Origin of the sequence: Kiloniella sp., from assembly GCF_048259265.1 — a bacterium.
Taxonomy (GTDB): Bacteria; Pseudomonadota; Alphaproteobacteria; order Kiloniellales; family Kiloniellaceae; genus Kiloniella.
Map to the genome: position 1 here is coordinate 494859 of NZ_JBLXHT010000001.1, position 23638 is coordinate 518496.

Genomic DNA, 23638 nt, shown 5'->3' on the forward strand with positions numbered 1-23638 from the left:
CGGAGTTATTCGCCTTCTGCCATTGCTGCCAATGTACGAGTTAACAGACGAATTTCGCTTCTTATTTCCTGGACAGAACTTTCTCTGCCATTTGCTATTTCACCAGAAAGCTGCTCCAAGCGAAGGTCCATGCTTCTTAGGTGTCCTTTAGAGGCTTCGTCTAGACCTGCGTTTGCTTGGGTAGATTGTGTTTGCGCCAATTGGCTGAGGATTGGTTTTAGCTGTGATTGTGTTTCTGCAATGCTGAGCATAACGCTTTGTTCTGCGCGCATATGATCCGTCAGTGTGGACATCCGTTCCGTTAGTGTAATTAAAGACTGATTCCCGCGAACACGTTCTTCTTCATCCCGAGACATTGTTCTTTCCAGTTTCTCAAGGCTTTCGGCTGTTTGTTCTAACAGTGCAGAAATATAAGCTGGAACTGATTGGTCACCTTCAGCGCCGGGACCGCCACTGGAAAGCTTGGTGATGCCTGACAGCCATTCTTCCAAGTGGTTGAGAAAACGGTTGTGTGCCTGTCCTGCTTGTAATTCCAGAAAGCCGAGAACCAATGAACCCGCTAAGCCAAACAATGAAGAACTGAAGGCTGTTCCCATACCAGATAATGGAGTTGCTAAACCAGATTTTAACTCGTCAAACATAGCAGAGGGATCATCTGCTGTTGTGCTGAGGCCAGCGATTGTATCGCCGACGGCATTCACGGTTTCCAGCAATCCCCAAAAAGTTCCAAGAAGACCTAGGAAAATCAGCAAGCCGATCAAATATCTGGAGATATCGTGGCTTTCTTCTATGCGGCTTTGGATACCATCAAGAAGAGTCCGCATAGAAAGAGTGGAAAGGCTCAATTTGCCTTTTTTCTCTCCGATCATGGTTGCCATGGGGCCGAGAAGCCTTGGTTCTCTGACTTCGTTCATTGAACCGGCAAAAACCAAACCACCTTCTGTTTCTCTTTTTAGGTGTTCCAGCCAAGCAAGCTCTGGATTAAGAGAGAGTACTTGCCGGAAAATATAGATAATACCCAAGAAAAGAACGCCTAAAATCATGCCGTTCATAACTGCATTGGCTAGGAAAGCTTCCTGGAGACTTGGCGCAAGCACTGCAACAGCAATACTTACGATCCCCAGAAAAATCCCCATTCGGATTAGGTAGCGTGTTGGCCGTTTCATGCGTTAAGCGCCCTCTGGTATTTAGAAACTTTTGTGCAAGGTACAGCTTTTATTAGGCAAAACTAAGACAGCCACTTCCCGTGCACGAGAGTTGCTCTAAGAATTAGTTTTGAACAGGAATGATCTCTACCCGGTCCGGGTTGCCGTTTTTAGCTTTGTTACCCAATGCACGAACATGCATTCTAGTGCTCGGTATGCCTTTTTCCATAAGTACGCCTCGGACAGCGAGGGCTCGGGAGAGAGAAATCCGGCGGGCTTGCGCATTACTTTCGTTATCACCCGCATAGGCCAGAAGTTGAACAACTTTACTGTCGTCGGCTAAAAGCTGATCTGCGAGTGTATTTAGTTGTGCTCTTGCTTCTGAGCTCAGATCCGCATCACTTGGTTCAAATAATAACTGGATAGGCCCGAGTTCTTCCGGGGGGGTAACTGCGGCAGTTTCGTTGTTTGGTAACAATTCTACGGGTGAAGGTGTGGCTTCAGCCTCTGTCGGAGGAGGTGGTGGAACAAGTGTTTCCGTGCTCTCTGTTAAGGTAGTTTCCGCAATTGTTGGTGCCGTTGGTATTGCCGTTTCAGAAACAGTCTCAGCAGGCTCTGGAACTGGTGGCGGTGTCAAAACAGGCTCTGCGGTCACAGTTTCAATCTTTGGAGCTGGGGCTGTGATTGATGGCGTTGGCGCGGTTACTTTTGGTGCAGGTGCAGAGAACGTTGTTCCTTTAGCTGCTGTTGCGGCTGTTTGTGTGGTCTCTTCCCCAGATGGAACTTTTGGGGATGGAGCTTTTGGAGCAACAATTTCAGGTTCAACAATTTTCGGTGTTGCAACAGGCTCAACCTTGGTTGGTTGTGTCTCTTCCACGGCAGGGGCGGGTGGAATTCTGGAACTTGGTGCTTGGGCCTGACTAATAGGTTCAATCTTTTTAGACGTGGCTTTGGGCGCAGGTGTTACTGACGCAGTTTCATACACAGGAGCTTGAGGTGCCGGAGCCGAAGGGCTTTTTTCTATAGCTGGTACGTTCTGTACAGCACGACTTCCACCATTTGGGGGCGGAACCAATAACTGTGATTGGGGTGAAAATGCCGGGATTTGAGATGGGTACTGTGGCTGTTGCCCTGTGCTTGCTACCCGAGTACCGGATACCTGTGACAAGGGGACAAGAGGTTGTCCGTAGGGATTGTAGAGGCTTGAATTTGTTGTTTGCCCGGGTTGTTGCGGATAGGTCCCCTGAGCATAAGAGTTTTGGCCATATCGTTGCTGCCAGGAATTATAATTCTGCGGATTACCCTGTGCAGAATATGGACTTTGGTTATATCCTGAACCTTGAAAGTCAGCGAAATTGTTTACTGTGACCTGACTATGAGGAAAACTTTCAGGTGGAAAAAGAAGGTTTCCCGGTCTGCTGAGGTATTGATTGTTTCCGGCACCAGGGTAACCCGCTGGAGGCGTTTGCCCACTGATTTGCCCGCCATAGGAATATCCATTGGAATAGGCAGGAACGGATCCAATCAGTTGCTCATTAACATAAACGCCAGAACTTCCAGACCCGCCAATGATTGTTGTGTTCTGTGCAACCGCTGCTGATGTACTGCATAGTAGTGCGAGTGTGGCACAGCTTGCCTGTAACAATGTTGAGCGATTTTGGTGTCTATTATTATGCATATAGCTCATAGGCTTGAACAATTTCCATCCCCCAGGATGATTCTCGAATGTGAATCTTTGTCCGTAGCTTAATGCTCATAGAGGGATACGACAATAGGGAAGGCTAAAAGAAACAAAGGCTCATCGATGATGAGCCTTTGTAAAATAGTCAAAATGGTAATTTAGAGAGCGCGGAAAGCTAGTATTTACCGGACTCTTTGAACAATTTCACCATCTTAGGGTGCAAATCAATATTCGCACAAAGAATACTCTCGCTTTTTAGCTTGAAAGCCCGTCCATCGATTTCTGTAACCGATCCGCCAGCTTCTTTTACAAGAAGTAAGCCGGCAGCAACATCCCAAGCTGAAAGGTCTCTTTCCCAGAATGCGTCGTAGCGTCCGGCTGCAACATAAGCGAGATCAAGAGCAGCTGCCCCCCATCTGCGAACGCCGGCAGTTTGTGCCATTACAGCATTGATTTCACGCAAGAATGGGCCTCTGTCACCGCGCCCAAGGAAAGGAGTTCCTGTTGCAATGATCGTGCTATCTAGGCTTACACGGCCAGAAACCCGCAGACGACGGTCATTCAAATAAGCGCCATTACCTTTTTCTGCCGTGTACATTTCATCTTTGATCGGATCATACACAACAGCGGCAACGATTTCGTCACGAACCTCCAGAGCAATAGAAATGGCAAAGTGGGGCAAACCGTGTAGAAAGTTTGTTGTGCCATCAAGGGGATCAATAATCCATCTCTCGTCCTTGCTCTCGCCTTTTTCTACGCCGGCTTCTTCTGTAAGAAAGCCGAATTCAGGGCGCGCTCTTTTCAGCTCTTCCTTGAGAATTTTCTCAGCTTTAAGGTCTGCTGTTGAAACGAAGTCAGCAGGTCCTTTTTTGGAAACCTGTAGGTTTTCTACCTCACCAAAATCGCGTTTCAGGCTACGGGCGGCTTTTTCAGCGGCGCGGATCATAACCGTAATACGGGGGGAGCGATATACCATCGAAATTACTTTCCGTGTCAGAAGGCCATACTTTAAGGGGCCGTGTTTTAAGAGGGGCCTGATTAAGCCCCTCTGTGATAAACGATTTAGTCTTTGGCTCGTTCCACATAACTACCATCAGCAGTGTTAACAACAATGCGTGTGCCAGCTGCGATATGTGGGGGAACCAGGATACGGGCGCCATTATCCAGAACACCAGGCTTGTAAGAAGAAGACGCTGTTTGTCCTTTGACAACGGCGTCTGCTTCGACAACTTCACAGATTACGGTGTCAGGCAAAACGACAGAAATTGGCTCTTCTTCATAAAGTTCAATAGAAACGGTCATACCATCCTGAAGGAAGATAACAGGTTCACCAACCATGTCTTCGTGCAAAGCGATTTGCTCGTAACTTTCATTGTTCATGAAGGTAAGCATGTCATCTTCGCGGAAAAGAAACTGATATTCGATTTGATCCAAGCGGACACGATCAACATCTTCACTTGCGCGAAAGCGTTCATTCATTTTGGTACCATCGCGGATATCTTTTAGTTCCACTTGCAGGTACGCCCCACCTTTGCCCGGTTGCGTGTGTTGAGTTTTCATGGCACGCATCAGGCGGCCTTTGTGCTCAATAATATTGCCAGGGCGAATGGCATTACCGTTAATTTTCATGATCTGTGCCCGTCTTCAGTTGTCAAATAACATCAATTAGTGTGTGTACTTTTATGTCGCTGGGGAAACTATCAGGTCCTAAGCGTTCAGGCAATCGCCTCGTTTACTTCTATGATTGCCGTTGTCGAATTATCAGGATGGCTCCATACGGCAGTTTGTAGCGCGATGAAATCGGCCCCGGCTTCAGCATGTGCTTTCGCGATTTCAATTGTGATGTCATCCATGGATACACAAGGGGGTGTCATCATCGTTTGCCACCATGTGAGAAGTTCCAGACCTTTGGGGCCGCCTTCTTCAAATTCACGAACGTCAGGATCTTCAATTTCCGGCAAGGAGCGCCTATTGTTAAAGGCAACGTAATCAGCCCCAGCCTCGCCAACTAGGATTGCATCGTGCCGAGATATACCGCAGTCAACACCAACAATATAATCTGTTCCAAGATACTCGCGCGCTTCTTTATAGCTACCTGCATCGTTTAAATGCACACCATCACACCCGAACGCTTTGGCGTTTTGGTAATCATCTTCTATGAGAAAGGCGATATCACGTTCTTGCGTTATGGGCTGAAGGGTTTCAACAGCTTTCTTCAATGTTTCTGCGTTGTTAGCTGTCCCACTCAGCAAAACACAGGAAATCCCGCCTCCGTCCAAGGCCTGAAGATAGGAGGCTTTGAACTGTTCAACGTCCTTGTCACCAGACAACAGGTCGGCGGGGGTTAGGAGATAAATTTCTGAATTCATAGCTTCTCATACCTAAGCGGGTGGTTGCTGGCAATGGATAGAAAAGAATAGCTCATATCACAAAAGCGAATAGCTCATATCACAAAAGCGAATAGGTCATACCAGAAAAGAACGAATGAAAGAGCCAGAAAAGAAAATGGGGTTCAAGAGAACCCCATTCAAATCAAAGAATTATATTCTTGTTACAGGTGCTTTCCCATCGCAACGGCTGTATCCAACATACGAAGGCTGAAGCCCCACTCGTTGTCATACCAAGCCAGAACGCGCACAAAGTTACCCCCGATAATCTGGGTTTGCGTGGTATCAAAAACAGATGATGAGGGATTGTGATTGAAGTCACAGGAAACCAACGGTAGGGCATTAATGCCAAGAACACCTTTGAGGTATCCTTTGGAAGCATCAATCATAGCGTTGTTGATTTCTTCAACGGTGGTATCACGTTCCGCTGTGAAAGTCAGATCAATACAGCTGACATTGGCGGTTGGAACGCGGATAGCGTTTCCTTCCAGCTTGCCTTCAAGTTCAGGAAGAACCTCACCGATTGCCCGGGCTGCCCCTGTTGATGTCGGGATCATTGAAACGGCCGCAGCACGTGCACGACGCAAATCTTTATGCTTTGAATCAACCGTTGTTTGATCGCCTGTGTAGGCGTGCGTGGTTGTCATAAAGCCGTTCTTGATACCGATTTGATTTTGGAGAACGTCAACAACCGGGGCCAGACAGTTTGTTGTACAGGAAGCGTTAGACACAATTTTGTGGTCAGTGTTAAGTTGCTTGTGATTAACACCGTACACGACAGTTAGATCACAACCTTTTTTAGCAGGAGCAGAAATCAAAACTTTTTTAGCGCCACCAACCATGTGAAGGGACGAACCCTCTACATTGTTAAAGGCACCAGTACATTCGAGCACGATATCGACGCCGTAATCGCTCCACGGCAATTTAGCTGGGTCGCGGTCATGCAACATTCTGATTTTTTTGCCGTTGATAATGATGTTTTCATCATCCGCTTCGACCTCTGCATTGAGGGTGCCGTGAACGGAATCAAATTTAAGCATATGGGCGTGGATAGCGGGATCCCCAGATGCATTAATAGCAACGATTTCGATGTCGTCACGATTGGTTTCAATTGCTCCACGAAGTGTGAGGCGACCAATGCGACCAAAACCATTGATTCCAACTTTGACTGTCATGATTTGGAACCTATTTTCTTTATTTAGTTACACGTATTCGAGGCTTTTGCCTCTTAGTACAACACCCCAACCTTTCGGATGGGGTGCTCATTTAATTGAAGATTAATTCAGGGTGCCTGTCGACGCCCTGCTGTTATCCTCGGCTCTTTTCAAAAATGCCTGTTGCATAGCATCGGCATTTTCTTTTTTACCAGCCCAAGTTTTGAGGGGGGCTGCTTGTAGGGCACGACCATAAGAAAAACTAAGCTTCCATGGCAGATTACTACCGATCTTGTTCATGGCATTGAGATGGTTTGTTGCCAAATCATCACTTTGACCACCAGATAGGAAAACAATGCCCGGAACAGCAGCAGGCACACAGCGCAAGAGGGTTGCGACAGTGCGTTCAGCAACTTCGTCAACAGAACTCTGTTGAGGACAATCCTGTCCGGCAATCACCATGTTTGGTTTTAGAAGAATACCTTCCAACTCGACTTCCTGATTTGCCAATTCGGCAAAAACGGACCGCAGAACTTCTTCGCTAATGGCCTGGCAGACATTGATGTCGTGATCACCATCCATCAGGATTTCAGGTTCAACGATTGGAACTAAGCCAGCTTCTTGTGCAAGCGCAGCGTAGCGTGCCAAGGCGTGTGCATTGGCGCTAACCGCTGCAAAGCTGGGGGTTTCTTCAGTGATTTTATAAACACCACGCCACTTGGTGAATTTGGCGCCAAGTTTTGCATACTCTTTCAAGCGATCCCTGAGGCCATCAAGGCCTTCGGTGATCGTCTCAGTGTCATGCCCGGCAAGTGGTTTGGCCCCAAGATCAACTTTAATGCCGGGAATGATCCCTTGATCTTGAAGGACTTTACTAAGGGGCGTGCCATCAGCTGCATTCTGACGAAGGGTTTCATCATAAAGAATGACGCCGCTGATAAAATCATTCCCGCCTTTTGCTCGGAACAACAGCTCGCGGTAATCGCGACGAGAGTCTTCGGTTGATTCTACGCTTATAGAATCAAACCGTTTTTTTATGGTGCCTGTGCTCTCATCAGCGGCAAGAATTCCCTTGCCGCTGGCTACAAGAGCTTGTGCAATATCTGCAAGTGATTCAGTCATATCTAAAATCCTTTAACAGATCCCGAGCTTTATAGACGAGCTTTAACCGCATCTACGATGGCTTCAGGTGTAATTTTAAACTTCTTGTAGAGTTGATCAATTGGGGCCGAAGCTCCGAAATCAGTCATCCCGACAAATGCACCTTGTGATCCAATCCACTCGTGCCATCCAAATGGAAGAGCAGCTTCAACGGCAACGGTTAGTGTGCCGGGGGAGAGGACTTCGTCACGATAATGCTGTGGCTGCTGCTTGAACAGTTCCCAGCATGGCATGGAAACAACGGCTGTACCAATACCCATTTCTTCAAGAAGTTTCTGACCAGCAATTGCAATCTCAACTTCTGATCCTGTTGCCAACAGGGTGACCTGACGATCCAGTACAGATGGGTTAAGAATATAAGCACCATAACCTGAGAAGTTTACAGACAAATCCTTGCGCTGTGCAGGAAGTCCTTGACGAGTCAACGCAATCACAGAAGGTGTGTCTTCACTTTCAAGTGCGAGTTCCCAGCACTCAGCAGCTTCAATCGCATCCGCAGGACGGAACACATTAAGGTTCGGGATCGCACGAAGAGAGGCAATGTGCTCAACTGGTTGGTGCGTCGGACCATCTTCGCCTAAGCCGATAGAATCGTGGGTCATAACGTAGATGACGCGTTGTTTCATTAAGGCAGAAAGACGAATAGATGGGCGGCAGTAATCGGTAAATACTAGGAACGTTCCACCGTAAGGAATAAAGCCGCCGTGAAGTGCAAGTCCGTTCATCGCGGCAGCCATGCCGTGCTCACGTACACCGTAATAAATGTAACTGCCACCATAGTTGTCTGCAGTTACAGGGCCCTGAACGCCTGATTTGGTGTTATTGGAACCTGTGAGATCTGCAGAGCCACCAATCATTTGTGGGATCAGCGCAGTAAGTTCTTCCAGTGCGTTTTGAGAAGACTGACGAGTCGCTAGTTTGGGTAGTTCTTCGCTGACTTTGATTTTGTAAGCTTGGAAAGTTTCTTTCCAGCCATCTGGTAGTTTTCCAGCCATCTGGTCTTCGAAAAGCTTCCGCTTGTCCGCTGGGATTTTTGCAAGTTCAGCATCCCATGCCGCAGAGAATTCTGCGCCGCGTTCACCAGCTGCTCTCCACGCTTTGAGAATGTTTTTTGGGATCTCAAACGGGGCGTGTGGCCAGCCAATTTTTTCTCTTGTACCAGCAATTTCATCATCGCCAAGCGGCGCACCGTGAGTTTTGGATGTTCCCGCTTTTGTCGGGGCGCCAAAACCAATTACTGTTTTACAGGCAATAAGAGAAGGCTTGTCACTGTTACGGGCTGCGTCGATTGCCGCAGCAATTGCTTCTGGATCGTGGCCGTCGATAGCAACCGCATCCCAGCCACAGGCTTCAAAGCGTTTGATCTGGTTATCGGAAACGGATAGATCCGTTGAGCCATCAATGGTGATGCCGTTGTCATCAAAAAGAACGATCAGCTTGTTGAGCTTCAGGTGACCTGCCATTGAAATTGCTTCGTGGCTGATACCTTCCATAAGGCAGCCATCACCGGCAATTGCATAGGTGTGATGATCAACAATTTCGTCGCCATAACGGGCGTTCATCATGCGCTCGCCCAAGGCCATGCCGACAGCTGTCGCAATTCCCTGTCCAAGGGGACCGGTCGTTGTTTCAATGCCAGGAGCATGACCAAATTCAGGGTGACCAGCTGTGATGCTGTCCAGTTGACGGAAGTTTTTAATCTGATCCATTGTCATGTCTGGATAACCAGTCAAGTGAAGCAAGGAATAGATTAGCATTGATCCATGACCAGCAGACAAAACAAAACGGTCGCGGTCTGCCCAGTCAGGGCGTAATGGATCAAATTTAAGAAAACGGCTGTAAAGTACGGTAGCTACATCAGCCATGCCCATTGGCATTCCTGGATGTCCAGAGTTCGCGCGTTGAACGGCATCCATGGAAAGAGCACGAATGGCATTTGCCATATCAGTGTGGTTGCTACCTGGCGCGGCGTCCGCAGCAGATACGGGAAGGCGCAGTGCAGTCATATTCAAGATCCCCAGTTGGGTTCAGATTATCCTGTCTGGAATGTTTAAGACAGGGGGCCATTAACGGCGGCAAAATGCCCCTTTGCACCGCCAAGGTCAACAGTGATCTGAGGAATGGCTGTTAAGTTCGGGAAAATGACCCTATAAAGGACACAATGAAAAGACTTGTAAGACAGGCGGTTGACCTATGTAAGATGGGCATCTTATTCTGGTTAATATTGATATTACCCTGTAATTGAGCTGGGTTACTGAATCTGGGGATAAAATTTCAGCAAATGGCTGTTTCTTGATATGACGAGATTATTAAAAGCTCTGGAGCGTCTTGCTCTAGCAGTGGATACAATTGAGAAAAACTTTGAGGCCACATCAAACGAATCCGATGGAACACTTCAAGAGATGCAAAAAAATCTTGATCAGAGTCTGAAAGAGAATGCTGATCTTAAAACCACAAAACAAGAAGTTGGTGATCGTCTTGATAAAGTGATCGGGCAACTCTCGGCCTCACTGGAGAAGTAAGAATATGGCGCAAGTAACACTGACCGTGAACGGACGCCGCTATTCAGTTGGTTGTCAGGATGGACAAGAAGATCACCTTTTGGGCTTGGCTAAATATATCAATCAAAAGATTGACGAACTTAAAGGATCAATGGGGCAGGTAAGTGAAACCCATTTAATGCTTATGGCAAGTTTGCTTCTTGCAGACGAGTTACACGAAGCCTATATCCAAATCGATGATGGTAAATCCGGAAACGGTAAAAAAGATGCCGCTGCTGACGAGGTTGAAGCAGAGAAAGTCGCAAGCGCGCTGGAAAATTGTGCGGATCGTCTGGAATCTATTGCCGCCCGATTGGAAAATCAGTAAAAGATCTCACTGGTGCTGCGGGGTGCGTTAGGCTGGTAAAATCCCTGGGGCCAATAATCTTCTTTAGGGAGCTGTCCCTGTCAAGATCGTGGTCTTGGCATATGGCGCCCACCTGCTTATGCAGGCCGCAAGAGGACTTTGAGCCGACGGCTACCGCGGCACCACGTTTTCCTCTCTGGTTTATTCAGCCCTGGTCAGGGTAAATAGCGACGAATTTGGAGGGGATGATGAATACATCGAATATAGATGAGATAGATCAACGTAAAAAGTTACTCCGTAAAGAAGCCAAGACGAATCGTGCTGAAGCTTATAAGCACAATCCGAATGCGGCTGATCAGCTATGCAGACGCCTGTTTGAAACGATTTCATTGCCTGCGCATTCAGTTGTTTCCGCCTATTGGCCTTTGGGGGATGAACTTGATCCCATGCCATTATTACAAACCTTGCATCATAAAGACTTCACCCCGGTGCTTCCTGTTATGTTGGGTGCTAGTAAGCCCTTGGTTTTCAGAAGTTGGGCACCAGGCGATACGCTTGATGATGCTGGCTTCGGGACAAAAGAACCGAGTGCCGACAAGGACGAATTGGAGCCTAATGTGCTTTTTGTTCCTCTTTTGGCCTTTGATCGTGCTGGATATCGGCTTGGCTATGGTGGCGGGTTTTATGACCGGACGCTGGATAAGTTGCGGGCTAAAAAATCAGTCATTGCGATTGGTATAGCCTATGCTGGGCAGGAAATGCCCGCAGTTATTCGTGGACCTTATGATCAACCTTTGGATTATATTGTGACTGAGCAGGAAGTTATCGAGCTTTCCTGATCACTCTGACCTAAATGCTCTGTTTCGGTAGTTTAAAGATTATCGGGATTAGGGGGGATTGGGTAAATTCTTTGCCAAGCTCTTCCTCACGGGGTAGTACACGCGGTGTATTGAAAGAAGGTGTTTTTCCTCAATAACCCGTAAATTAAAGAGACTGTTATGAGATTATTGTTCTGTGGTGATGTTGTCGGGCGCTCTGGTCGTGATGCAATTGTTGCGCATTTGCCAGGACTTCGCCGGGATCTGAAACTGGATTTCGTTATTGTGAACGGCGAAAATGCAGCATCGGGTTTCGGAATCACAGAAAAAATCTGTAAGCAGTTTTTTGATCACGGTGCTGACGTTGTTTCTGGTGGTAATCATAGCTGGGATCAGCGGGATTGCATAGTTTACATTAACAAGGAAAATCGACTGTTGCGCCCTTTGAATTATCCAGAAGGCGCGCCTGGGCGTGGAGCTGCACTCTATGAGGCGCCCGGTGGGCGTAAGATCATGGTGATGAATGCCATGGGGCGAGTGTTTATGGATCCGTTGGATGATCCCTTTGCGGCGATTTCCAAAATACTGGATCGTTATAAAATGGGGCAGCAGGGGCTTTCTGCGGTTGTGGTTGATTTTCACGGCGAAGCAACCAGTGAAAAAATGGCCATGGGACACTTTTTGGATGGCAAAGTCAGTCTTGTTGTTGGAACGCATACCCACGTACCAACCGCTGATCATACAGTGTTGCCAAATGGCACAGCCTATCAGAGTGATGTCGGGATGACCGGGGATTATGATTCGGTTATTGGCATGAAAAAAGAAGTTCCCGTCGCGCGCTTTACCAAAAAATTGCCGACAGAACGCATGAGCCCGGCTGTTGGCGAGGCGACTTTGTGTGCGTTGTATGTAGAAACAGATGATGCCACAGGGCTAGCTACTCGTGTAGAGCCTGTGCGTGTTGGTGGGCGCTTGTCTCAAACGATTCCACAGGTTGATTAGCGTTATTGAATTAAGAGTGCTTAGCGATTTTTTTTGATAGGGATTTAAAGCGCTGAACCTCATCAATCATCATGCTGGTTTGTTGAAGAGTATCTTTGGCGATGGCGGCTACTTGTGAAGCTGCTTCCAGTGGTTGGTCCGGCGAAGGGCTTGCCGTTTCAAGAAGAGTGTTTAAAGCGTCCAGATTTGAATAAAATGCGTAATCCTCTGTCAGGTCAGCAGCTTGTTCAGCAAGTTTTGAAAATTCTTTTGCATCAAGTTGATTGTCCTCGGGGAAATCGAGGATGTGAAATTTCTCAGCCATGATGTGTACCCGATCCAGATATCACGTTCTTTAGTTAATGATAGCCTACTCTATGCATTTTAACTTAAACTTTAGTTAATGGTTTTGGTTAAGCTTATCAAGTTTCAAGGGCATAATAGCGGATGATCATTTAGTGTTGGTGTGGCCGAAAAAAGAAAACAATTCTATTAGGGCTTCTTCTGGCAGCGAAATCCTGCTAGAAGGCAATTAAAAATACCGTTTAATAATACAAGAGCTAGGAATTCTGCTCATGGCAGGCCATTCACAATTTAAGAACATTATGCACCGCAAAGGTGCCCAAGATAAAAAACGTGCAAAAATTTTTGCGCGTCACACCCGCGAAATTATGGTTGCAGCCCGTGCTGGGTTACCGGATCCAGAGCAAAACTCGACCTTGCGTAATGCCATTATGGCTGCACGTGCTGCGAACATGCCAAAAGATAACATTGATCGCGCTGTCAAACGTGTTGCTGGTGGGGAAGATGTCGCAAATTACGAAGACGTTCGTTACGAGGGTTATGGTCCGGCTGGCGTCGCAGTGATTGTTGATGCGTCGACTGATAACCGTAACAGAACAGCATCGGAAGTTCGGACTGCCTTTTCCAAGCTTGGTGGTAACCTGGGGGAAACAGGCAGTGTCTCTTTCATGTTTGACCGTGTTGGTTCTTTGACCTATCCCGCGTCTGTTGCTGATGCAGATGCAATGTTCGAAGCCGCTGTTGAAGCAGGGGCAGATAACGTTGAAAGCACCGAAGATGACCACGAAATCATTTGTGATCCGGGTGATTTTGCGGATGTTCGTGATGCTTTGATTGAAAAATTTGGCCCGCCGACTGAACTTGGTCTGCAGTGGAAACCACAAAACACTATAAGCTTGAATGAAGATCAGGCATCAACAATGTTGAAGTTGATTGATACGCTTGATGATAACGACGATGTTCAAAATGTGAGTGCGAATTTTGAAATCGACGATGAAATCATGGACAAGCTTACAGCTGGTTAAGTCATAAAGGAGGCCGGGTCCAGAGATAATGCGGATCATTGGAATCGATCCCGGCCTTCGTTTTACCGGGTGGGGAATTATCGAATCAGAAGGCAGCAGCCTACACCATATTGCAAATGGTGTTGTGAAAACGCTGTCGACGAACGATCTTCCCAAACGCCTTGTGGAAATCCACGACGGCATTCAAACCGTTCTTGCTGACTATCAACCTGATGAAGCGGCCGTTGAAATAACGCTGGCCAACAAGAACCCAAGTTCTACTCTTAAACTTGGTATGGCGCGGGGTATTGCCCTCATTACTCCGGCACTGGTTGGTTTGCCTGTGGGGGAATACTTGCCAATGATTGTTAAAAAGTCAGTCGTTGGCACAGGTCACGCAACAAAAGATCAGGTTCAAATGATGGTTGAACGGCTGTTGCCGGGGTGTAAAATCACCTCTTCTGATGCAGCTGATGCCTTGGCGATTGCCATTTGTCATGCCCATAATGCTTCGACGGGCAGAAAATGGGCAGAAGGAACTGAAGATCCAATCAGTGCCGCTTTGAAAAAAGCAGGGATTGAAGACCCAAGAACTTTGAAGAAAACAGGCAAAACCTGGGGGAAGAAGTTTAGATGATCGGCAAGCTGACCGGAAAGGTTGATTCCACAGGGGATGACTGGGTTATGCTCGATGTTGGCGGTGTTGGCTACATTGTTTTTTGTTCCAGTCGTACGCTCTCTGTTCTGCCCGGCGAAGGGGAAGTAACGAGCCTGTTGATCGAAACTCACGTCAGAGAAGACCATATCCATTTGTTTGGGTTTGCGACTGCTGCTGAAAAAGAGTGGTATCTCTTGCTTGGTACTGTTCAAGGGGTGGGTGCAAAGGTTGGTCTTGCAATCTTGTCGGCGATATCGCCCGATGAACTTTCTGTCGCCATTGCTGCTCAGGATAAAACCACAATAACCCGGGCAAATGGTGTCGGACCAAAGCTAGCCATCCGTATAATGAATGAGCTCAAAGACAAAATTGCCAAGCTGTCACTTGGAACGTCAGGCGAGATTGTTGATAGTTCGACGGCAGAAGGTAAGCCTGCATCAACGCCGATGGCGATTTCAGAAGACGCAATTTCTGCCCTAGTCAATTTGGGGTACCGACGTTCAGAGGCGTACAGTGCAGTTGCGAAAATATCCAGCGAGAAGGGAGCTGATACGGCCCTTGAAGAACTTATTCGTGGTGGTCTTGCGGAGTTAATGCGGTGAACGACGATAGATTAGTATCCAATGAATTTTCCGAAGGAGATGGCGTAGAAAATTCTTTACGTCCCCTGAGCCTCGGTGAATTTATTGGACAGCGCCAATTACGCGAAAACCTCCATATTTTTATTGAGGCTGCAAAACAGCGTGGTGATGCATTGGACCATGTTCTTTTCTTCGGTCCACCAGGTCTTGGGAAGACGACCTTGGCCCAAGTGGTTGCTCGCGAACTCGGCGTTGGCTTTCGGGCGACGTCAGGGCCCGTCATTGCGAAGGCTGGGGATCTCGCGGCTATTTTGACGAACCTGCAGCCACACGACGTACTTTTTATTGATGAAATACATCGCTTGTCGCCGGTGGTTGAAGAGATCCTTTATCCAGCGATGGAAGATTTCAAGCTGGATTTGATTATTGGGGAGGGACCCGCCGCAAGATCAGTACAGATTGACTTGCCGCCCTTTACGTTAATAGGGGCAACGACTCGTTCTGGGTTGATTTCTACGCCTCTGCGCGAAAGGTTTGGTATTCCGCTCAGGCTTCAATTTTATGAGCCAGAGGAATTACAGCAGATTGTTTCTCGTGGGGCCAAAATTCTTGAAGCACCGATGAGTGATGATGGAGCTTTCGAAATTGCACGCCGGGCAAGGGGGACGCCAAGGGTATCTGGTCGATTGCTCCGTCGGGTAAGGGACTTTGCGGCGGTCGCGGGCGTTGAGTTGATTGAAGCGGCTGATGCGGATGTGGCCCTCCGCCGTTTGGATGTTGACGAAAAAGGCCTTGATGCCATGGATCGTCGATACTTACGTGTTATTGCAGAGAACTATGGTGGCGGTCCTGTCGGCGCAGAAACCCTTGCAGCTGCTTTATCTGAACAACGAGACGTTATCGAAGACGTTATCGAACCTTATTTAATTCAGCAGGGCTTTTTACAGCGAACACCACGTGGACGTTTACTCAGTTCCACAGGGTATAAATACCTTGGTTTGAACGAGCCTGTTGAGATTAAGGCCCGAAGGTCGTCGCAAATGGATCTTCTATCCGGTGCAGGAGCGTCAGGAGATAGCTCAGACGATAATAGTGAAATCGGGTGATCAGGGACAGATATGAAACAAATTTGTGACCTTCCCCTAACTGGGGTGTTTGAAAAAGGCAGTCATTATTATCCCGTTCGTGTTTATTACGAAGACACGGATAATGCCAAAATTGTGTATCACGCCAATTACTTGAAGTTTGCAGAGCGAGCCCGAACAGAGATCTTGAGACTCCTTGATTTTGAACAGACAGATCTAAGTAAGTGTTTTGGCCTTTTTTTTGCCGTAAAAGATTGCTTTCTTAAGTTCGCACAGCCTGCGTATCTTGACGACTTGTTGGTTGTTAAGTCCAGAATTACCCAAATGAAAGGCGCTAGCTTCTCATTTGAACAGATTATTTATCGGAACGATGTTCTATTAGTTCACTGTGATATCCGTATCGCTTGTGTGGACGAAAAGGGGGGACCCGCAAGGATCCCATCAGAAATAAGTCAAACTTTGAGTAAGTTCGGGGTGTAAGCCCGAGGTATAAGTTTGGGGAATGAGTTTAGGGTGCTAAAAGGAGCTGTCAAAGCCGATGGCAAATGAAGTTGTAGAAACAGTCGAGACAGTCGGTCTTGGTAGCAATGTCGTTGATTCAGTTGCATTGGGTGGGGCATCAGCTGTTCATGATCTCAGTGTGTGGGGATTATTTCTTCAAGCCGATCTGATTGTAAAAATCGTTATTTTTATCCTCATTATTGCCTCTATCTGGTCTTGGGCAATCATGATTGATAAAATTGTCAAACTGCGCAGCTTGCGTCGCCGGGCTGATCAGTTCGATGAAGCATTTTGGTCAGGCGGTTCGTTGGATGATCTTTATGATCGTATCGAAAAACGGCCTTCTGATCCTGTTTCAAGTATTTTTATTTCTGCCATGCGTGAATGGCGTCGAGCGAGTAGTCGTGGCAACGGTAGCCGAAGTGATCACGCCCGTGTCAGTTTGCAACAGCGCATTGATCGTGTGATGGATATCAGCCTGAACCGGGAAATGGATATCTTGGAAAGGGGTATGGTGTTCCTTGCTTCTGTCGGATCTTCCGCACCTTTTATCGGTCTTTTCGGGACAGTATGGGGCATTATGAATGCCTTCACCTCGATCGCAGCGTCAAAGAACACCAGCCTTGCTGTTGTTGCCCCCGGGATTGCAGAAGCTCTGTTTGCAACGGCGCTTGGTCTTGTCGCGGCTATTCCAGCAGTTCTTGCCTATAATAAGCTATCCAGTGATATCGGGCGTTATGGTGCTCGGTTGGAAGTTTTTGCAGGTGAATTCAGTGCGATTCTCTCTCGTCAGTTAGAGGAGCACTAGAATGGCTGCGCCGACACTTGGTGGGGGGGCAGCCAAAGGCAGCGGTCGTTGGAAGCGTTCCAGCCGCAAACCTATGAGTGATATCAACGTAACGCCGTTTGTGGATGTTATGCTTGTGCTCCTGATTGTCTTTATGGTAACGGCGCCTCTCTTGACCGTCGGGGTGCCTGTTGATTTACCAAAAGCACAGGCCAAAACGTTGAATGCTTCCGAAGAACCGCTGGTTATTTCTGTAAACGCCACGGGTGAACTTTTTCTGCAAGAAACCAAATTGACAGAAGAACAGCTGGTTCCTCGCTTGAATGCAATCACTGAGAATAAACCAGATACGCGGGTTTATGTGCGGGGCGATAAAGCCATTGATTACGGGCGAGTCATGCAAGTCATGAGTCTTGTTAACAGTGCGGGTTATGACAGGGTCGCTTTGATTGCTGAATTACCCAAAGAAAATAAGTAGTCGCTAAGAATATGCGTACAGGCATTGCTGTTTCTTTATTAATGCATATGGCGTTGTTGGCGTTTGTAATTTTCGGATTACCACGCTTTAACAAGCCCTTTCTTGCTGAGCAGGTCGTGCCTGTCGAGTTTGTTGTGCTTGCCGAGCTTGATTTGGAAAAGCCACCAGCTCCTGAACAGGACATCCCTGAACCCGAGCCGGAAGAGATTCCTGAACCAGAGCCTAAACCGGAACCAGAACCTAAGCCAGAGCCAACACCGGAGCCACAACCTGAGCCCGAGCCAGCTCCAGAACCTGAGCCTCAACCTGAACCGGCTCCAGAACCAGAGCCTGCGCCGGAGCCAATCCCCGAACCAGAACCTGTACCCGAACCAGAACCTTTGAAGGTTGAAGCGCCAGAGCCGGAGCTTATTGAAAATATTGAGCCTGAACCTGAAGAGGTGAAAAAGGCTTTGCCGCCAAAACCGAAGACGCGTCCAAAACCGCCTAAACGTCCGGAACCCAAACCGGAAGTCGTGAAGAAAGAGGAAGAGCCGAAGCCAAAGGTTGATGCGCTTACGTCTATCTTGAAAAATGTGGATAAACTGAAGTCAGCACCAAAGAAAACCACGACTAAGGGCAAGGCTCCAACAACGCCGACACGTCAACGCGCTTCCGCTGCGCAGATCAATGATATTCAAAGATCTCTTCAGCAGCAGATGCGACAGTGCTGGCGGGTAGATGCCGGGGCCTTACAGGCAGAGGAAATGATCGTCGAAATCTCTGTGCAAATGCGCCAAGATGGGAGCGTTAGCGGTGTGCAAATTGTTGATCAGAACAGATTTAACAAAGACGCATATTTCAGAACTGCCGCTGAGAATGCTCGTCGTGCTGTTATCAGCTGTGCGCCCTACAAGCTTCCAGTTGATCTCTACGGTGATTGGCAAACAGTGAACATGACATTTGATCCATCAAAGATGTTTGGGCAATGATTTCAAGGCTTCGTTCTAAAGGCGCCTTATATTGTTTTGTCTCGGTAATATGTTTGTATTCACAAAGTATAGCGGTTGCTGAGCCTTTTGCTTTTATAGAAACAGCGGGTAAATGCTGGAAAACAAATTTTAGCCCTAATTCTTCTTTAGATACTATTGTTGAATTATCAATGAAGTTATCTCGAGATGGTCATGTTGAAGAGGTTATCGTTGTTGATCGTGAGAGATTCGATCATGATAATGTCTTTAACAATGCATTGAATGAGCTTAGTAAAACACTTGTCGGGTGTGGTCCTTATAAATTTCCTAGTGATCTCTATGGTGACTGGAGAATGATTAATATTCGAATTGATCCATCAAAAATGTTCGATCAATGAACGGGAGAAGAACAGTGATGTTAATAAAGGCAACGCGCGGATTGCTGGTTGCAGCGATCAGTGTGTTAGGAATTGCGATTGGTAGTGTGCCTGCGCAGGCTGAGATCAACGTAAATATTACCGAAGGTTTTGTTGAACCTTTACCCGTTGCTGTTGCGGACTTTAATGGCGGGCAGCCAGAAGCACAGCTGATCGGGCGGGATATTGCCGAGGTGATTTCTGCAAACCTTGAGCGTACAGGTTTGTTCAAACCTATCGATAATAAAGCCTTCATCCAAGACCAAAACTCTCTTCAGGTTGGGGTTCGTTTTGGGGATTGGCGTTTGATTAATGCCCAAGCACTGGTGACAGGCTCTGCCCGGGTCCAAGGTGATGGCAAGGTACGTATTGAATTCCGCCTTTGGGATGTCTATGCCGAAAATATGATGACGGGCTTTTCTTATACCTCGACTCGTACGAACTGGAGACGGATTGCACATCAAATCTCTGATGCCATCTATAAGCGTCTAACAGGGGAACAAGGGTATTTTGATACCCGTGTTGTCTATGTCTCTGAAACAGGGCCACAGAATCGGCGTCAAAGACGTTTGGCAATTATGGATCAGGATGGATTCAACCATAAATTCCTGACGAATGGCAGATTTGATGTTTTCACACCGCGTTTTTCTCCAACGTCACAAGAGATCACATATTTGTCATTCGAGGGGAATGTTCCAAAGGTAAAGCTACTTGATCTACAAACTGGTCGTGAAGAAACCCTTGGGAACTTCAAGGGAATGAGTTTCGCACCGCGATTCTCTCCGGATGGAAATTCTGTGGTGATGAGCCTTGCTGATCGTGGGAATACAGAAATTTACACGATGGATCTACGGACCAGAAAGTTTTCGCGTCTGACAAATCACCCGGCTATTGATACATCGCCGTCTTATTCACCGGATGGATCTAAGGTTGTATTCAACTCTGATCGTGGTGGTAGTCAGCAACTTTATGTGATGGATATTAATGGCGGAAATGTTAAGAGAATCTCTTTTAACAAAGGACGTTACGCGACACCTGTTTGGTCCCCGCGCGGCGATCTTATTGCTTTTACACGCCTTTCCGGTAGAAAATTCTATATCGGCGTAATGAAGCCTGATGGATCAGGTGAACGTATGCTTGCGGAAGGTTACCATGCAGAGGGACCAACGTGGTCACCGAATGGTCGTGTTCTGTCCTATTACAAACAAGGCAAGTCGGATAGTCGCGGTAAGGTGAAAAGCAAAGTTTATACGGTTGATCTGTCCGGATATAACGAAAGAGAGGTCGTTACGCCTCTTGATGGAGTTGATCCGGCTTGGTCTCCACTATTGCAATAAGCTGTATGCTTGATAAATAACAGTTATATCGTTATAGTCGTGGACGTTTCCCGATTTAATCGGTGTAACTGGGGGTTTATTGAGTTTCTTCGTTGATCTGTTGTTTCAGACAGATCACCTAACAATTTTAGTATTCGGGTATTACTCGAGAGGGCGAAAAAATTATGCGCTTTAAGTTGCTCACAATGTTTGCAGCCGCACTGTTCCTAAGTGCTTGTGCCAGCAATTCTGATAACAATGCAGACGGATCAAACGATGGTTCATCTGCAACAACTGGTACAACTGACCAGTCCTCCTCTGTAAGTTCTTCATCCATTCAGGGGCCACAGCCTGGTTCTCTGGAACACCTCGTTGTAAACGTTGGTGATCGTGTTTTCTTTGGTTATGACCAAAGCGACCTTCAGGGCGAAGGTCAGAAAACTACTGAAGCACTTGCCGTTTGGATGAACAGCTATCCTGCTGTGACGCTGACTGTTGAAGGTCATGCTGATGAGCGTGGAACACGTGAATACAACTTGGCTCTTGGTGAGCGTCGTGCAAACTCTGTACGTGATTACCTTGTTGCTCTTGGTGTAAATCCGAATCGTGTTCAGGTCGTTAGTTTCGGTAAAGAACGTCCAGCTGTTCTCGGCTCTACCGAAGAAGCATGGTCTCAGAACCGTCGTGCAGTCTTCGTTGTAAACTAAGCGCATAGACTGATCTTATTAAAAATCCCGTTTGGTTGATGAAACCAAACGGGATTTTTTTGTTAAATTACTGCTTTTATATGTGTGATATTTGGTGTGCCATATTCTCACCAATATAAGGCTATATATAATCAGGACCTACTATCGTTTAAGGGTGCAAGAAAAAATGTCATTGATGGCTGTTAGTTTGAAGACGTTTCGTTTAGGCGCGGGTGCTGCGTTCGTTGTTATGGCAATGCAAGCGAGTGCTTGGGCGCAAAATTCACAAGTACAGGGGTTGGTTAATAAAATTGATCGCCTTCAACGTGAACTGGTGACACTACAACAACACGTTTATCAGGGTAAAACGCCATCTGCCGAAGAGCTTGCTGCTGTAGGTTCGGATAGTGGCGGTGCTAATGCGGGACGATTAGAGCTTCGTCTTTCCCAAGTTGAAAACCAAATGAGAGGTCTGACCGGGCAATTTGAGGAAGTAAATTTCCGTCTGGATCAGCTTGGTAAAAGGCTGGATAAGCTTGTTGCCGATACGGATTTACGATTACAGAACTTGGAAAATGGCCGACAAGTAGGGGCTGTGCAACAGGGAACACCTCTTGCTGCAAACAACACAGCTTCACAGGCCCTGCAAACGACGGGACAGCCATCAGCATCCGGGCAACCTGGTGTGTTGGGAACAATTCCAGCAGAAGATTTGAATAATTTTAATACTCAACAACAGGCAGCAACGGCACCAAATACCGCAGTAGATAGTGCGTCACCGCAAAGTTTAATCCAGGGCGGGTTACGCTCTGACGAAGTGGCAAGCTATACACTCCCCGGCGATACACCAAAAGAACAGTATGACTATTCCTTTGGTCTGCTTCGTCAAGCCCGCTATGATGAGGCTGAACAGGCTTTCTCTAAGTTTGTTGAAAATCATCCAGAAGATTCTCTTGCGGGCAACGCGACCTATTGGTTGGGTGAAACTTATTATGTCCGCGGTGATTACCAACAAGCCGCCATTACCTTTGCAGATTCTTTCCAGCGCTATCCCAATTCTTCTAAAGCACCAGATAATCTTTTAAAGCTTGGTCTTTCGCTTTCTTCGCTTGGTAATACATCAGATGCTTGTGGTACTTTTGGGGAGCTTTTGAACCGTTATCCCAATGCAAGTGCGATTGTTAAACAACGTGCAGGTCAGGAATCTCAACGCTTGAACTGCTCTTAAGCTTCGATGCAAAGAGTTTCCAGTGAGTGATCTTTCGACGGAAAAGGTGCTGCAATCAAAGCCTGCTTCCAAATCACTGCCAATTAGCGAGGAAGAGTTTGCACAGCTGATGTCTGTGATTGCTCTTCCTCGAAATCCTTTTCGGATCGGGGTTGCTGTATCTGGCGGTGCGGACAGTATGGCACTTTGTCTATTGCTCAGGAATTGGGTGAAAGCTAAGGGTGGCGAACTTCTTGCGGTGACTGTTGATCACCGTCTGCGCCCCGAATCTGGCATTGAGGCTGACTGGGTACATGCACGCCTTGCGGCTGAAGGAATTGAGCATGATATTCTTACACGTTCTCTTGCAACGGATAGTGAAGAAAAGGGGAGCTCGCAGGTTCGAGCGCGCAAAGCACGGCATTATTTGATTTCCAAATGGTGTAGAGAGAAAGAAATTTTCTTTCTGGCCTTGGGACATCATTTAGATGATCAGGTTGAAACGTTCCTTATGCGCCTTGTCAGGCAAAGTAAATCTGATGGCTTGGCTGGTATCTCTATGCAACGGCAAGACGGCGCAATGACGCTTATCCGTCCTTTACTTGGTTTTCCAAAACAGCGTTTGGTTGAAACCTTAAGGCATCATGGCTGGGGGTGGATTGAAGAACCCAGTAATCAGCGGGCAGATTATTTAAGAAACCGTATTCGACAACAGCTTCCTTTGTTAGAGCGACAGGGAGTAAGAAAAAACAGTTTAGAGCGGATCACCCGTAGTCTGGGGCGAATTCGTCGATCTCTGCAAAAAAGAACAGATGCTTTTATTGATCAAAGAGTACGTCTGAATCCAATCGGATACGCTGAAATTGATTTTCGCGAATCGGAGGAAATTCAAACGGAAATATTCCAAAGAGCTCTACAGCGTACTCTTTTGACCGTTGGGGGAGGAGATTATTCTCCTAAAACTATAAAGCTTGATCGTTTGGTTCAATCTTTGACGAGTTCAGATTCGGTTAAGCTGACGCTTGCTGGCTGTGAAATTATCAAAAAAGATGATGTTATCTTTATTGTTCGAGAGAACAGGTTGGTGCCAAAGTTGTTGTTAACCCCTGGACAGGAATGTCTTTGGGACAACAGGTTCTTTGTGCAGGTTAATGACGAAATCAAAAATGATAACCTAATGTTGCAAACATTGGGGGAAAGAGGGTGGCAGGACCTGTGCGCGTTACATCCGGGAGTAAAAAGTGTCAGTGTTTCCCGGTTTGTCCGATATAGCCTGCCAGCAGTTTATCATGGGGATAAAATCATAACCGTTCCCCATTTGGAGTACCTGAATCCGGACTGGATCGATGAAATTCAGATGAAAATGCGATTCGAACCAAAAAATATGCTGATTCAGTTGCCCTTTACGGTTGCTTAGGAGCGTAAGCGCATTATCTTCTAGGAAGAAGTGATTCATTTCGCTGGACCTGTTTGGGTGCAGCACAGATTTTTT

Annotated in this window: 26 protein-coding genes and 1 other RNA gene; 18 read left to right on the top strand and 9 right to left on the bottom strand. The window is 47.1% G+C overall.

The window, feature by feature from the left end; all coding sequences use genetic code 11:
* Nucleotides 1-5: 5 nt before the first annotated feature.
* The 8 genes from ACN0QW_RS02370 to tkt all read right to left on the bottom strand — a co-directional run bounded on the left by ACN0QW_RS02370 (nucleotide 6) and on the right by tkt (nucleotide 9534).
* Nucleotides 6-1166: a flagellar motor protein MotA gene (locus ACN0QW_RS02370; RefSeq protein WP_417428434.1), complete on the bottom strand. Its 1161-nt coding sequence runs from the start codon at nucleotides 1164-1166 to the stop codon at nucleotides 6-8.
* A 103-nt stretch (nucleotides 1167-1269) separates the two neighbouring features.
* Nucleotides 1270-2823 (bottom strand): OmpA family protein, encoded by a 1554-nt coding sequence (locus ACN0QW_RS02375; protein WP_417428436.1) that lies wholly within the window; start codon nucleotides 2821-2823, stop codon nucleotides 1270-1272.
* Nucleotides 2824-3001: 178 nt separating this feature from the next.
* Nucleotides 3002-3802, bottom strand: coding sequence for an inositol monophosphatase family protein (locus ACN0QW_RS02380; RefSeq protein WP_299373596.1), 801 nt, complete (start codon nucleotides 3800-3802; stop codon nucleotides 3002-3004).
* Nucleotides 3803-3888: 86 nt separating this feature from the next.
* Nucleotides 3889-4455 carry an elongation factor P gene (gene efp / locus ACN0QW_RS02385; RefSeq protein ID WP_047762249.1) on the bottom strand — a complete coding sequence of 189 codons (567 nt, stop codon included), beginning with the start codon at nucleotides 4453-4455 and terminating at the stop codon, nucleotides 3889-3891.
* 86 nt (nucleotides 4456-4541) lie between these two features.
* Complete coding sequence (locus ACN0QW_RS02390) at nucleotides 4542-5195, bottom strand: thiamine phosphate synthase (RefSeq protein ID WP_417428439.1); 654 nt, start codon at nucleotides 5193-5195, stop codon at nucleotides 4542-4544.
* 182 nt (nucleotides 5196-5377) lie between these two features.
* The gene (gap, locus tag ACN0QW_RS02395) at nucleotides 5378-6388 is read right to left on the bottom strand and encodes a type I glyceraldehyde-3-phosphate dehydrogenase (protein ID WP_417428441.1); all 1011 of its coding nucleotides are present in this window, start codon (nucleotides 6386-6388) and stop codon (nucleotides 5378-5380) included.
* 102 nt (nucleotides 6389-6490) lie between these two features.
* Entirely contained in the window at nucleotides 6491-7489 is a 999-nt protein-coding gene (locus tag ACN0QW_RS02400) for a class I fructose-bisphosphate aldolase (protein ID WP_299373580.1), read from the bottom strand.
* Nucleotides 7490-7518: 29 nt separating this feature from the next.
* Nucleotides 7519-9534, bottom strand: coding sequence for a transketolase (gene tkt, locus ACN0QW_RS02405; protein ID WP_417428443.1), 2016 nt, complete (start codon nucleotides 9532-9534; stop codon nucleotides 7519-7521).
* Between the two features lie 291 nt (nucleotides 9535-9825).
* Between tkt and ACN0QW_RS02410 the strand changes: the two genes are divergently transcribed.
* The 5 genes from ACN0QW_RS02410 to ACN0QW_RS02430 all read left to right on the top strand — a co-directional run bounded on the left by ACN0QW_RS02410 (nucleotide 9826) and on the right by ACN0QW_RS02430 (nucleotide 12195).
* On the top strand, nucleotides 9826-10050 hold the full coding sequence (locus ACN0QW_RS02410) for a hypothetical protein (RefSeq protein WP_417428445.1): 225 nt from the start codon (nucleotides 9826-9828) through the stop codon (nucleotides 10048-10050).
* A 4-nt stretch (nucleotides 10051-10054) separates the two neighbouring features.
* Nucleotides 10055-10396: a cell division protein ZapA gene (locus ACN0QW_RS02415; RefSeq protein ID WP_417428447.1), complete on the top strand. Its 342-nt coding sequence runs from the start codon at nucleotides 10055-10057 to the stop codon at nucleotides 10394-10396.
* Between the two features lie 9 nt (nucleotides 10397-10405).
* Nucleotides 10406-10562: non-coding RNA, 6S RNA (ssrS, locus tag ACN0QW_RS02420), on the top strand.
* A gap of 58 nt (nucleotides 10563-10620) precedes the next feature.
* A complete protein-coding gene (locus tag ACN0QW_RS02425; RefSeq protein ID WP_417428449.1) occupies nucleotides 10621-11214 on the top strand; it encodes a 5-formyltetrahydrofolate cyclo-ligase in 594 nt (197 codons plus the stop codon).
* A 159-nt stretch (nucleotides 11215-11373) separates the two neighbouring features.
* The gene (locus ACN0QW_RS02430) at nucleotides 11374-12195 is read left to right on the top strand and encodes a TIGR00282 family metallophosphoesterase (protein WP_417428451.1); all 822 of its coding nucleotides are present in this window, start codon (nucleotides 11374-11376) and stop codon (nucleotides 12193-12195) included.
* Between the two features lie 10 nt (nucleotides 12196-12205).
* On the opposite strand, the gene ACN0QW_RS02435 is transcribed toward ACN0QW_RS02430, so the two are convergent.
* On the bottom strand, nucleotides 12206-12499 hold the full coding sequence (locus ACN0QW_RS02435; protein WP_417428453.1) for a hypothetical protein: 294 nt from the start codon (nucleotides 12497-12499) through the stop codon (nucleotides 12206-12208).
* A gap of 250 nt (nucleotides 12500-12749) precedes the next feature.
* On the opposite strand from ACN0QW_RS02435, the gene ACN0QW_RS02440 reads away from it, so the two are divergent.
* The 13 genes from ACN0QW_RS02440 (at nucleotide 12750) to tilS (ending at nucleotide 23563) form a co-directional block, all read left to right on the top strand.
* Nucleotides 12750-13502, top strand: coding sequence for a YebC/PmpR family DNA-binding transcriptional regulator (locus tag ACN0QW_RS02440; protein ID WP_417428455.1), 753 nt, complete (start codon nucleotides 12750-12752; stop codon nucleotides 13500-13502).
* A gap of 28 nt (nucleotides 13503-13530) precedes the next feature.
* Nucleotides 13531-14118, top strand: coding sequence for a crossover junction endodeoxyribonuclease RuvC (ruvC, locus tag ACN0QW_RS02445; protein WP_417428457.1), 588 nt, complete (start codon nucleotides 13531-13533; stop codon nucleotides 14116-14118).
* On the top strand, nucleotides 14115-14741 hold the full coding sequence (ruvA, locus tag ACN0QW_RS02450) for a Holliday junction branch migration protein RuvA (RefSeq protein ID WP_417428459.1): 627 nt from the start codon (nucleotides 14115-14117) through the stop codon (nucleotides 14739-14741). Before ruvC ends, ruvA begins: the two co-directional genes overlap by 4 nt.
* A complete protein-coding gene (ruvB, locus tag ACN0QW_RS02455; protein ID WP_417428461.1) occupies nucleotides 14738-15826 on the top strand; it encodes a Holliday junction branch migration DNA helicase RuvB in 1089 nt (362 codons plus the stop codon). Before ruvA ends, ruvB begins: the two co-directional genes overlap by 4 nt.
* 12 nt (nucleotides 15827-15838) lie before the next feature.
* The gene (gene ybgC / locus ACN0QW_RS02460; protein WP_417428463.1) at nucleotides 15839-16285 is read left to right on the top strand and encodes a tol-pal system-associated acyl-CoA thioesterase; all 447 of its coding nucleotides are present in this window, start codon (nucleotides 15839-15841) and stop codon (nucleotides 16283-16285) included.
* A 58-nt stretch (nucleotides 16286-16343) separates the two neighbouring features.
* Nucleotides 16344-17114, top strand: coding sequence for a protein TolQ (tolQ, locus tag ACN0QW_RS02465; RefSeq protein WP_299380860.1), 771 nt, complete (start codon nucleotides 16344-16346; stop codon nucleotides 17112-17114).
* Between the two features lies 1 nt (nucleotide 17115).
* Entirely contained in the window at nucleotides 17116-17571 is a 456-nt protein-coding gene (tolR, locus tag ACN0QW_RS02470) for a protein TolR (protein WP_417428465.1), read from the top strand.
* An 11-nt stretch (nucleotides 17572-17582) separates the two neighbouring features.
* Nucleotides 17583-18542 (top strand): hypothetical protein, encoded by a 960-nt coding sequence (locus ACN0QW_RS02475; protein ID WP_417428467.1) that lies wholly within the window; start codon nucleotides 17583-17585, stop codon nucleotides 18540-18542.
* 170 nt (nucleotides 18543-18712) lie between these two features.
* Nucleotides 18713-18919 (top strand): hypothetical protein, encoded by a 207-nt coding sequence (locus ACN0QW_RS02480; RefSeq protein WP_417428469.1) that lies wholly within the window; start codon nucleotides 18713-18715, stop codon nucleotides 18917-18919.
* A gap of 17 nt (nucleotides 18920-18936) precedes the next feature.
* Nucleotides 18937-20274 carry a Tol-Pal system beta propeller repeat protein TolB gene (gene tolB / locus ACN0QW_RS02485; protein WP_417428723.1) on the top strand — a complete coding sequence of 446 codons (1338 nt, stop codon included), beginning with the start codon at nucleotides 18937-18939 and terminating at the stop codon, nucleotides 20272-20274.
* A gap of 164 nt (nucleotides 20275-20438) precedes the next feature.
* Nucleotides 20439-20960: a peptidoglycan-associated lipoprotein Pal gene (gene pal / locus ACN0QW_RS02490; RefSeq protein ID WP_299380864.1), complete on the top strand. Its 522-nt coding sequence runs from the start codon at nucleotides 20439-20441 to the stop codon at nucleotides 20958-20960.
* A gap of 166 nt (nucleotides 20961-21126) precedes the next feature.
* Nucleotides 21127-22167 carry a tol-pal system protein YbgF gene (ybgF, locus tag ACN0QW_RS02495; RefSeq protein WP_417428472.1) on the top strand — a complete coding sequence of 347 codons (1041 nt, stop codon included), beginning with the start codon at nucleotides 21127-21129 and terminating at the stop codon, nucleotides 22165-22167.
* 22 nt (nucleotides 22168-22189) lie between these two features.
* Complete coding sequence (tilS, locus tag ACN0QW_RS02500; RefSeq protein WP_417428474.1) at nucleotides 22190-23563, top strand: tRNA lysidine(34) synthetase TilS; 1374 nt, start codon at nucleotides 22190-22192, stop codon at nucleotides 23561-23563.
* Nucleotides 23564-23638: the final 75 nt, after the last annotated feature.

Bases quoted from the DNA above. Each gene is read 5' to 3' on its own strand.
- ACN0QW_RS02370 (WP_417428434.1), bottom strand. From the start codon at position 1,166: ATGAAACGGCCAACACGCTACCTAATCCGAATGGGGATTTTTCTGGGG.
- ACN0QW_RS02375 (WP_417428436.1), bottom strand. From the start codon at position 2,823: ATGCATAATAATAGACACCAAAATCGCTCAACATTGTTACAGGCAAGC.
- ACN0QW_RS02380 (WP_299373596.1), bottom strand. From the start codon at position 3,802: ATGGTATATCGCTCCCCCCGTATTACGGTTATGATCCGCGCCGCTGAA.
- efp (WP_047762249.1), bottom strand. From the start codon at position 4,455: ATGAAAATTAACGGTAATGCCATTCGCCCTGGCAATATTATTGAGCAC.
- ACN0QW_RS02390 (WP_417428439.1), bottom strand. From the start codon at position 5,195: ATGAATTCAGAAATTTATCTCCTAACCCCCGCCGACCTGTTGTCTGGT.
- gap (WP_417428441.1), bottom strand. From the start codon at position 6,388: ATGACAGTCAAAGTTGGAATCAATGGTTTTGGTCGCATTGGTCGCCTC.
- ACN0QW_RS02400 (WP_299373580.1), bottom strand. From the start codon at position 7,489: ATGACTGAATCACTTGCAGATATTGCACAAGCTCTTGTAGCCAGCGGC.
- tkt (WP_417428443.1), bottom strand. From the start codon at position 9,534: ATGACTGCACTGCGCCTTCCCGTATCTGCTGCGGACGCCGCGCCAGGT.
- ACN0QW_RS02410 (WP_417428445.1), top strand. From the start codon at position 9,826: ATGACGAGATTATTAAAAGCTCTGGAGCGTCTTGCTCTAGCAGTGGAT.
- ACN0QW_RS02415 (WP_417428447.1), top strand. From the start codon at position 10,055: ATGGCGCAAGTAACACTGACCGTGAACGGACGCCGCTATTCAGTTGGT.
- ACN0QW_RS02425 (WP_417428449.1), top strand. From the start codon at position 10,621: ATGATGAATACATCGAATATAGATGAGATAGATCAACGTAAAAAGTTA.
- ACN0QW_RS02430 (WP_417428451.1), top strand. From the start codon at position 11,374: ATGAGATTATTGTTCTGTGGTGATGTTGTCGGGCGCTCTGGTCGTGAT.
- ACN0QW_RS02435 (WP_417428453.1), bottom strand. From the start codon at position 12,499: ATGGCTGAGAAATTTCACATCCTCGATTTCCCCGAGGACAATCAACTT.
- ACN0QW_RS02440 (WP_417428455.1), top strand. From the start codon at position 12,750: ATGGCAGGCCATTCACAATTTAAGAACATTATGCACCGCAAAGGTGCC.
- ruvC (WP_417428457.1), top strand. From the start codon at position 13,531: ATGCGGATCATTGGAATCGATCCCGGCCTTCGTTTTACCGGGTGGGGA.
- ruvA (WP_417428459.1), top strand. From the start codon at position 14,115: ATGATCGGCAAGCTGACCGGAAAGGTTGATTCCACAGGGGATGACTGG.
- ybgC (WP_417428463.1), top strand. From the start codon at position 15,839: ATGAAACAAATTTGTGACCTTCCCCTAACTGGGGTGTTTGAAAAAGGC.
- tolQ (WP_299380860.1), top strand. From the start codon at position 16,344: ATGGCAAATGAAGTTGTAGAAACAGTCGAGACAGTCGGTCTTGGTAGC.
- tolR (WP_417428465.1), top strand. From the start codon at position 17,116: ATGGCTGCGCCGACACTTGGTGGGGGGGCAGCCAAAGGCAGCGGTCGT.
- ACN0QW_RS02475 (WP_417428467.1), top strand. From the start codon at position 17,583: ATGCGTACAGGCATTGCTGTTTCTTTATTAATGCATATGGCGTTGTTG.
- ACN0QW_RS02480 (WP_417428469.1), top strand. From the start codon at position 18,713: ATGAAGTTATCTCGAGATGGTCATGTTGAAGAGGTTATCGTTGTTGAT.
- tolB (WP_417428723.1), top strand. From the start codon at position 18,937: ATGTTAATAAAGGCAACGCGCGGATTGCTGGTTGCAGCGATCAGTGTG.
- pal (WP_299380864.1), top strand. From the start codon at position 20,439: ATGCGCTTTAAGTTGCTCACAATGTTTGCAGCCGCACTGTTCCTAAGT.
- ybgF (WP_417428472.1), top strand. From the start codon at position 21,127: ATGTCATTGATGGCTGTTAGTTTGAAGACGTTTCGTTTAGGCGCGGGT.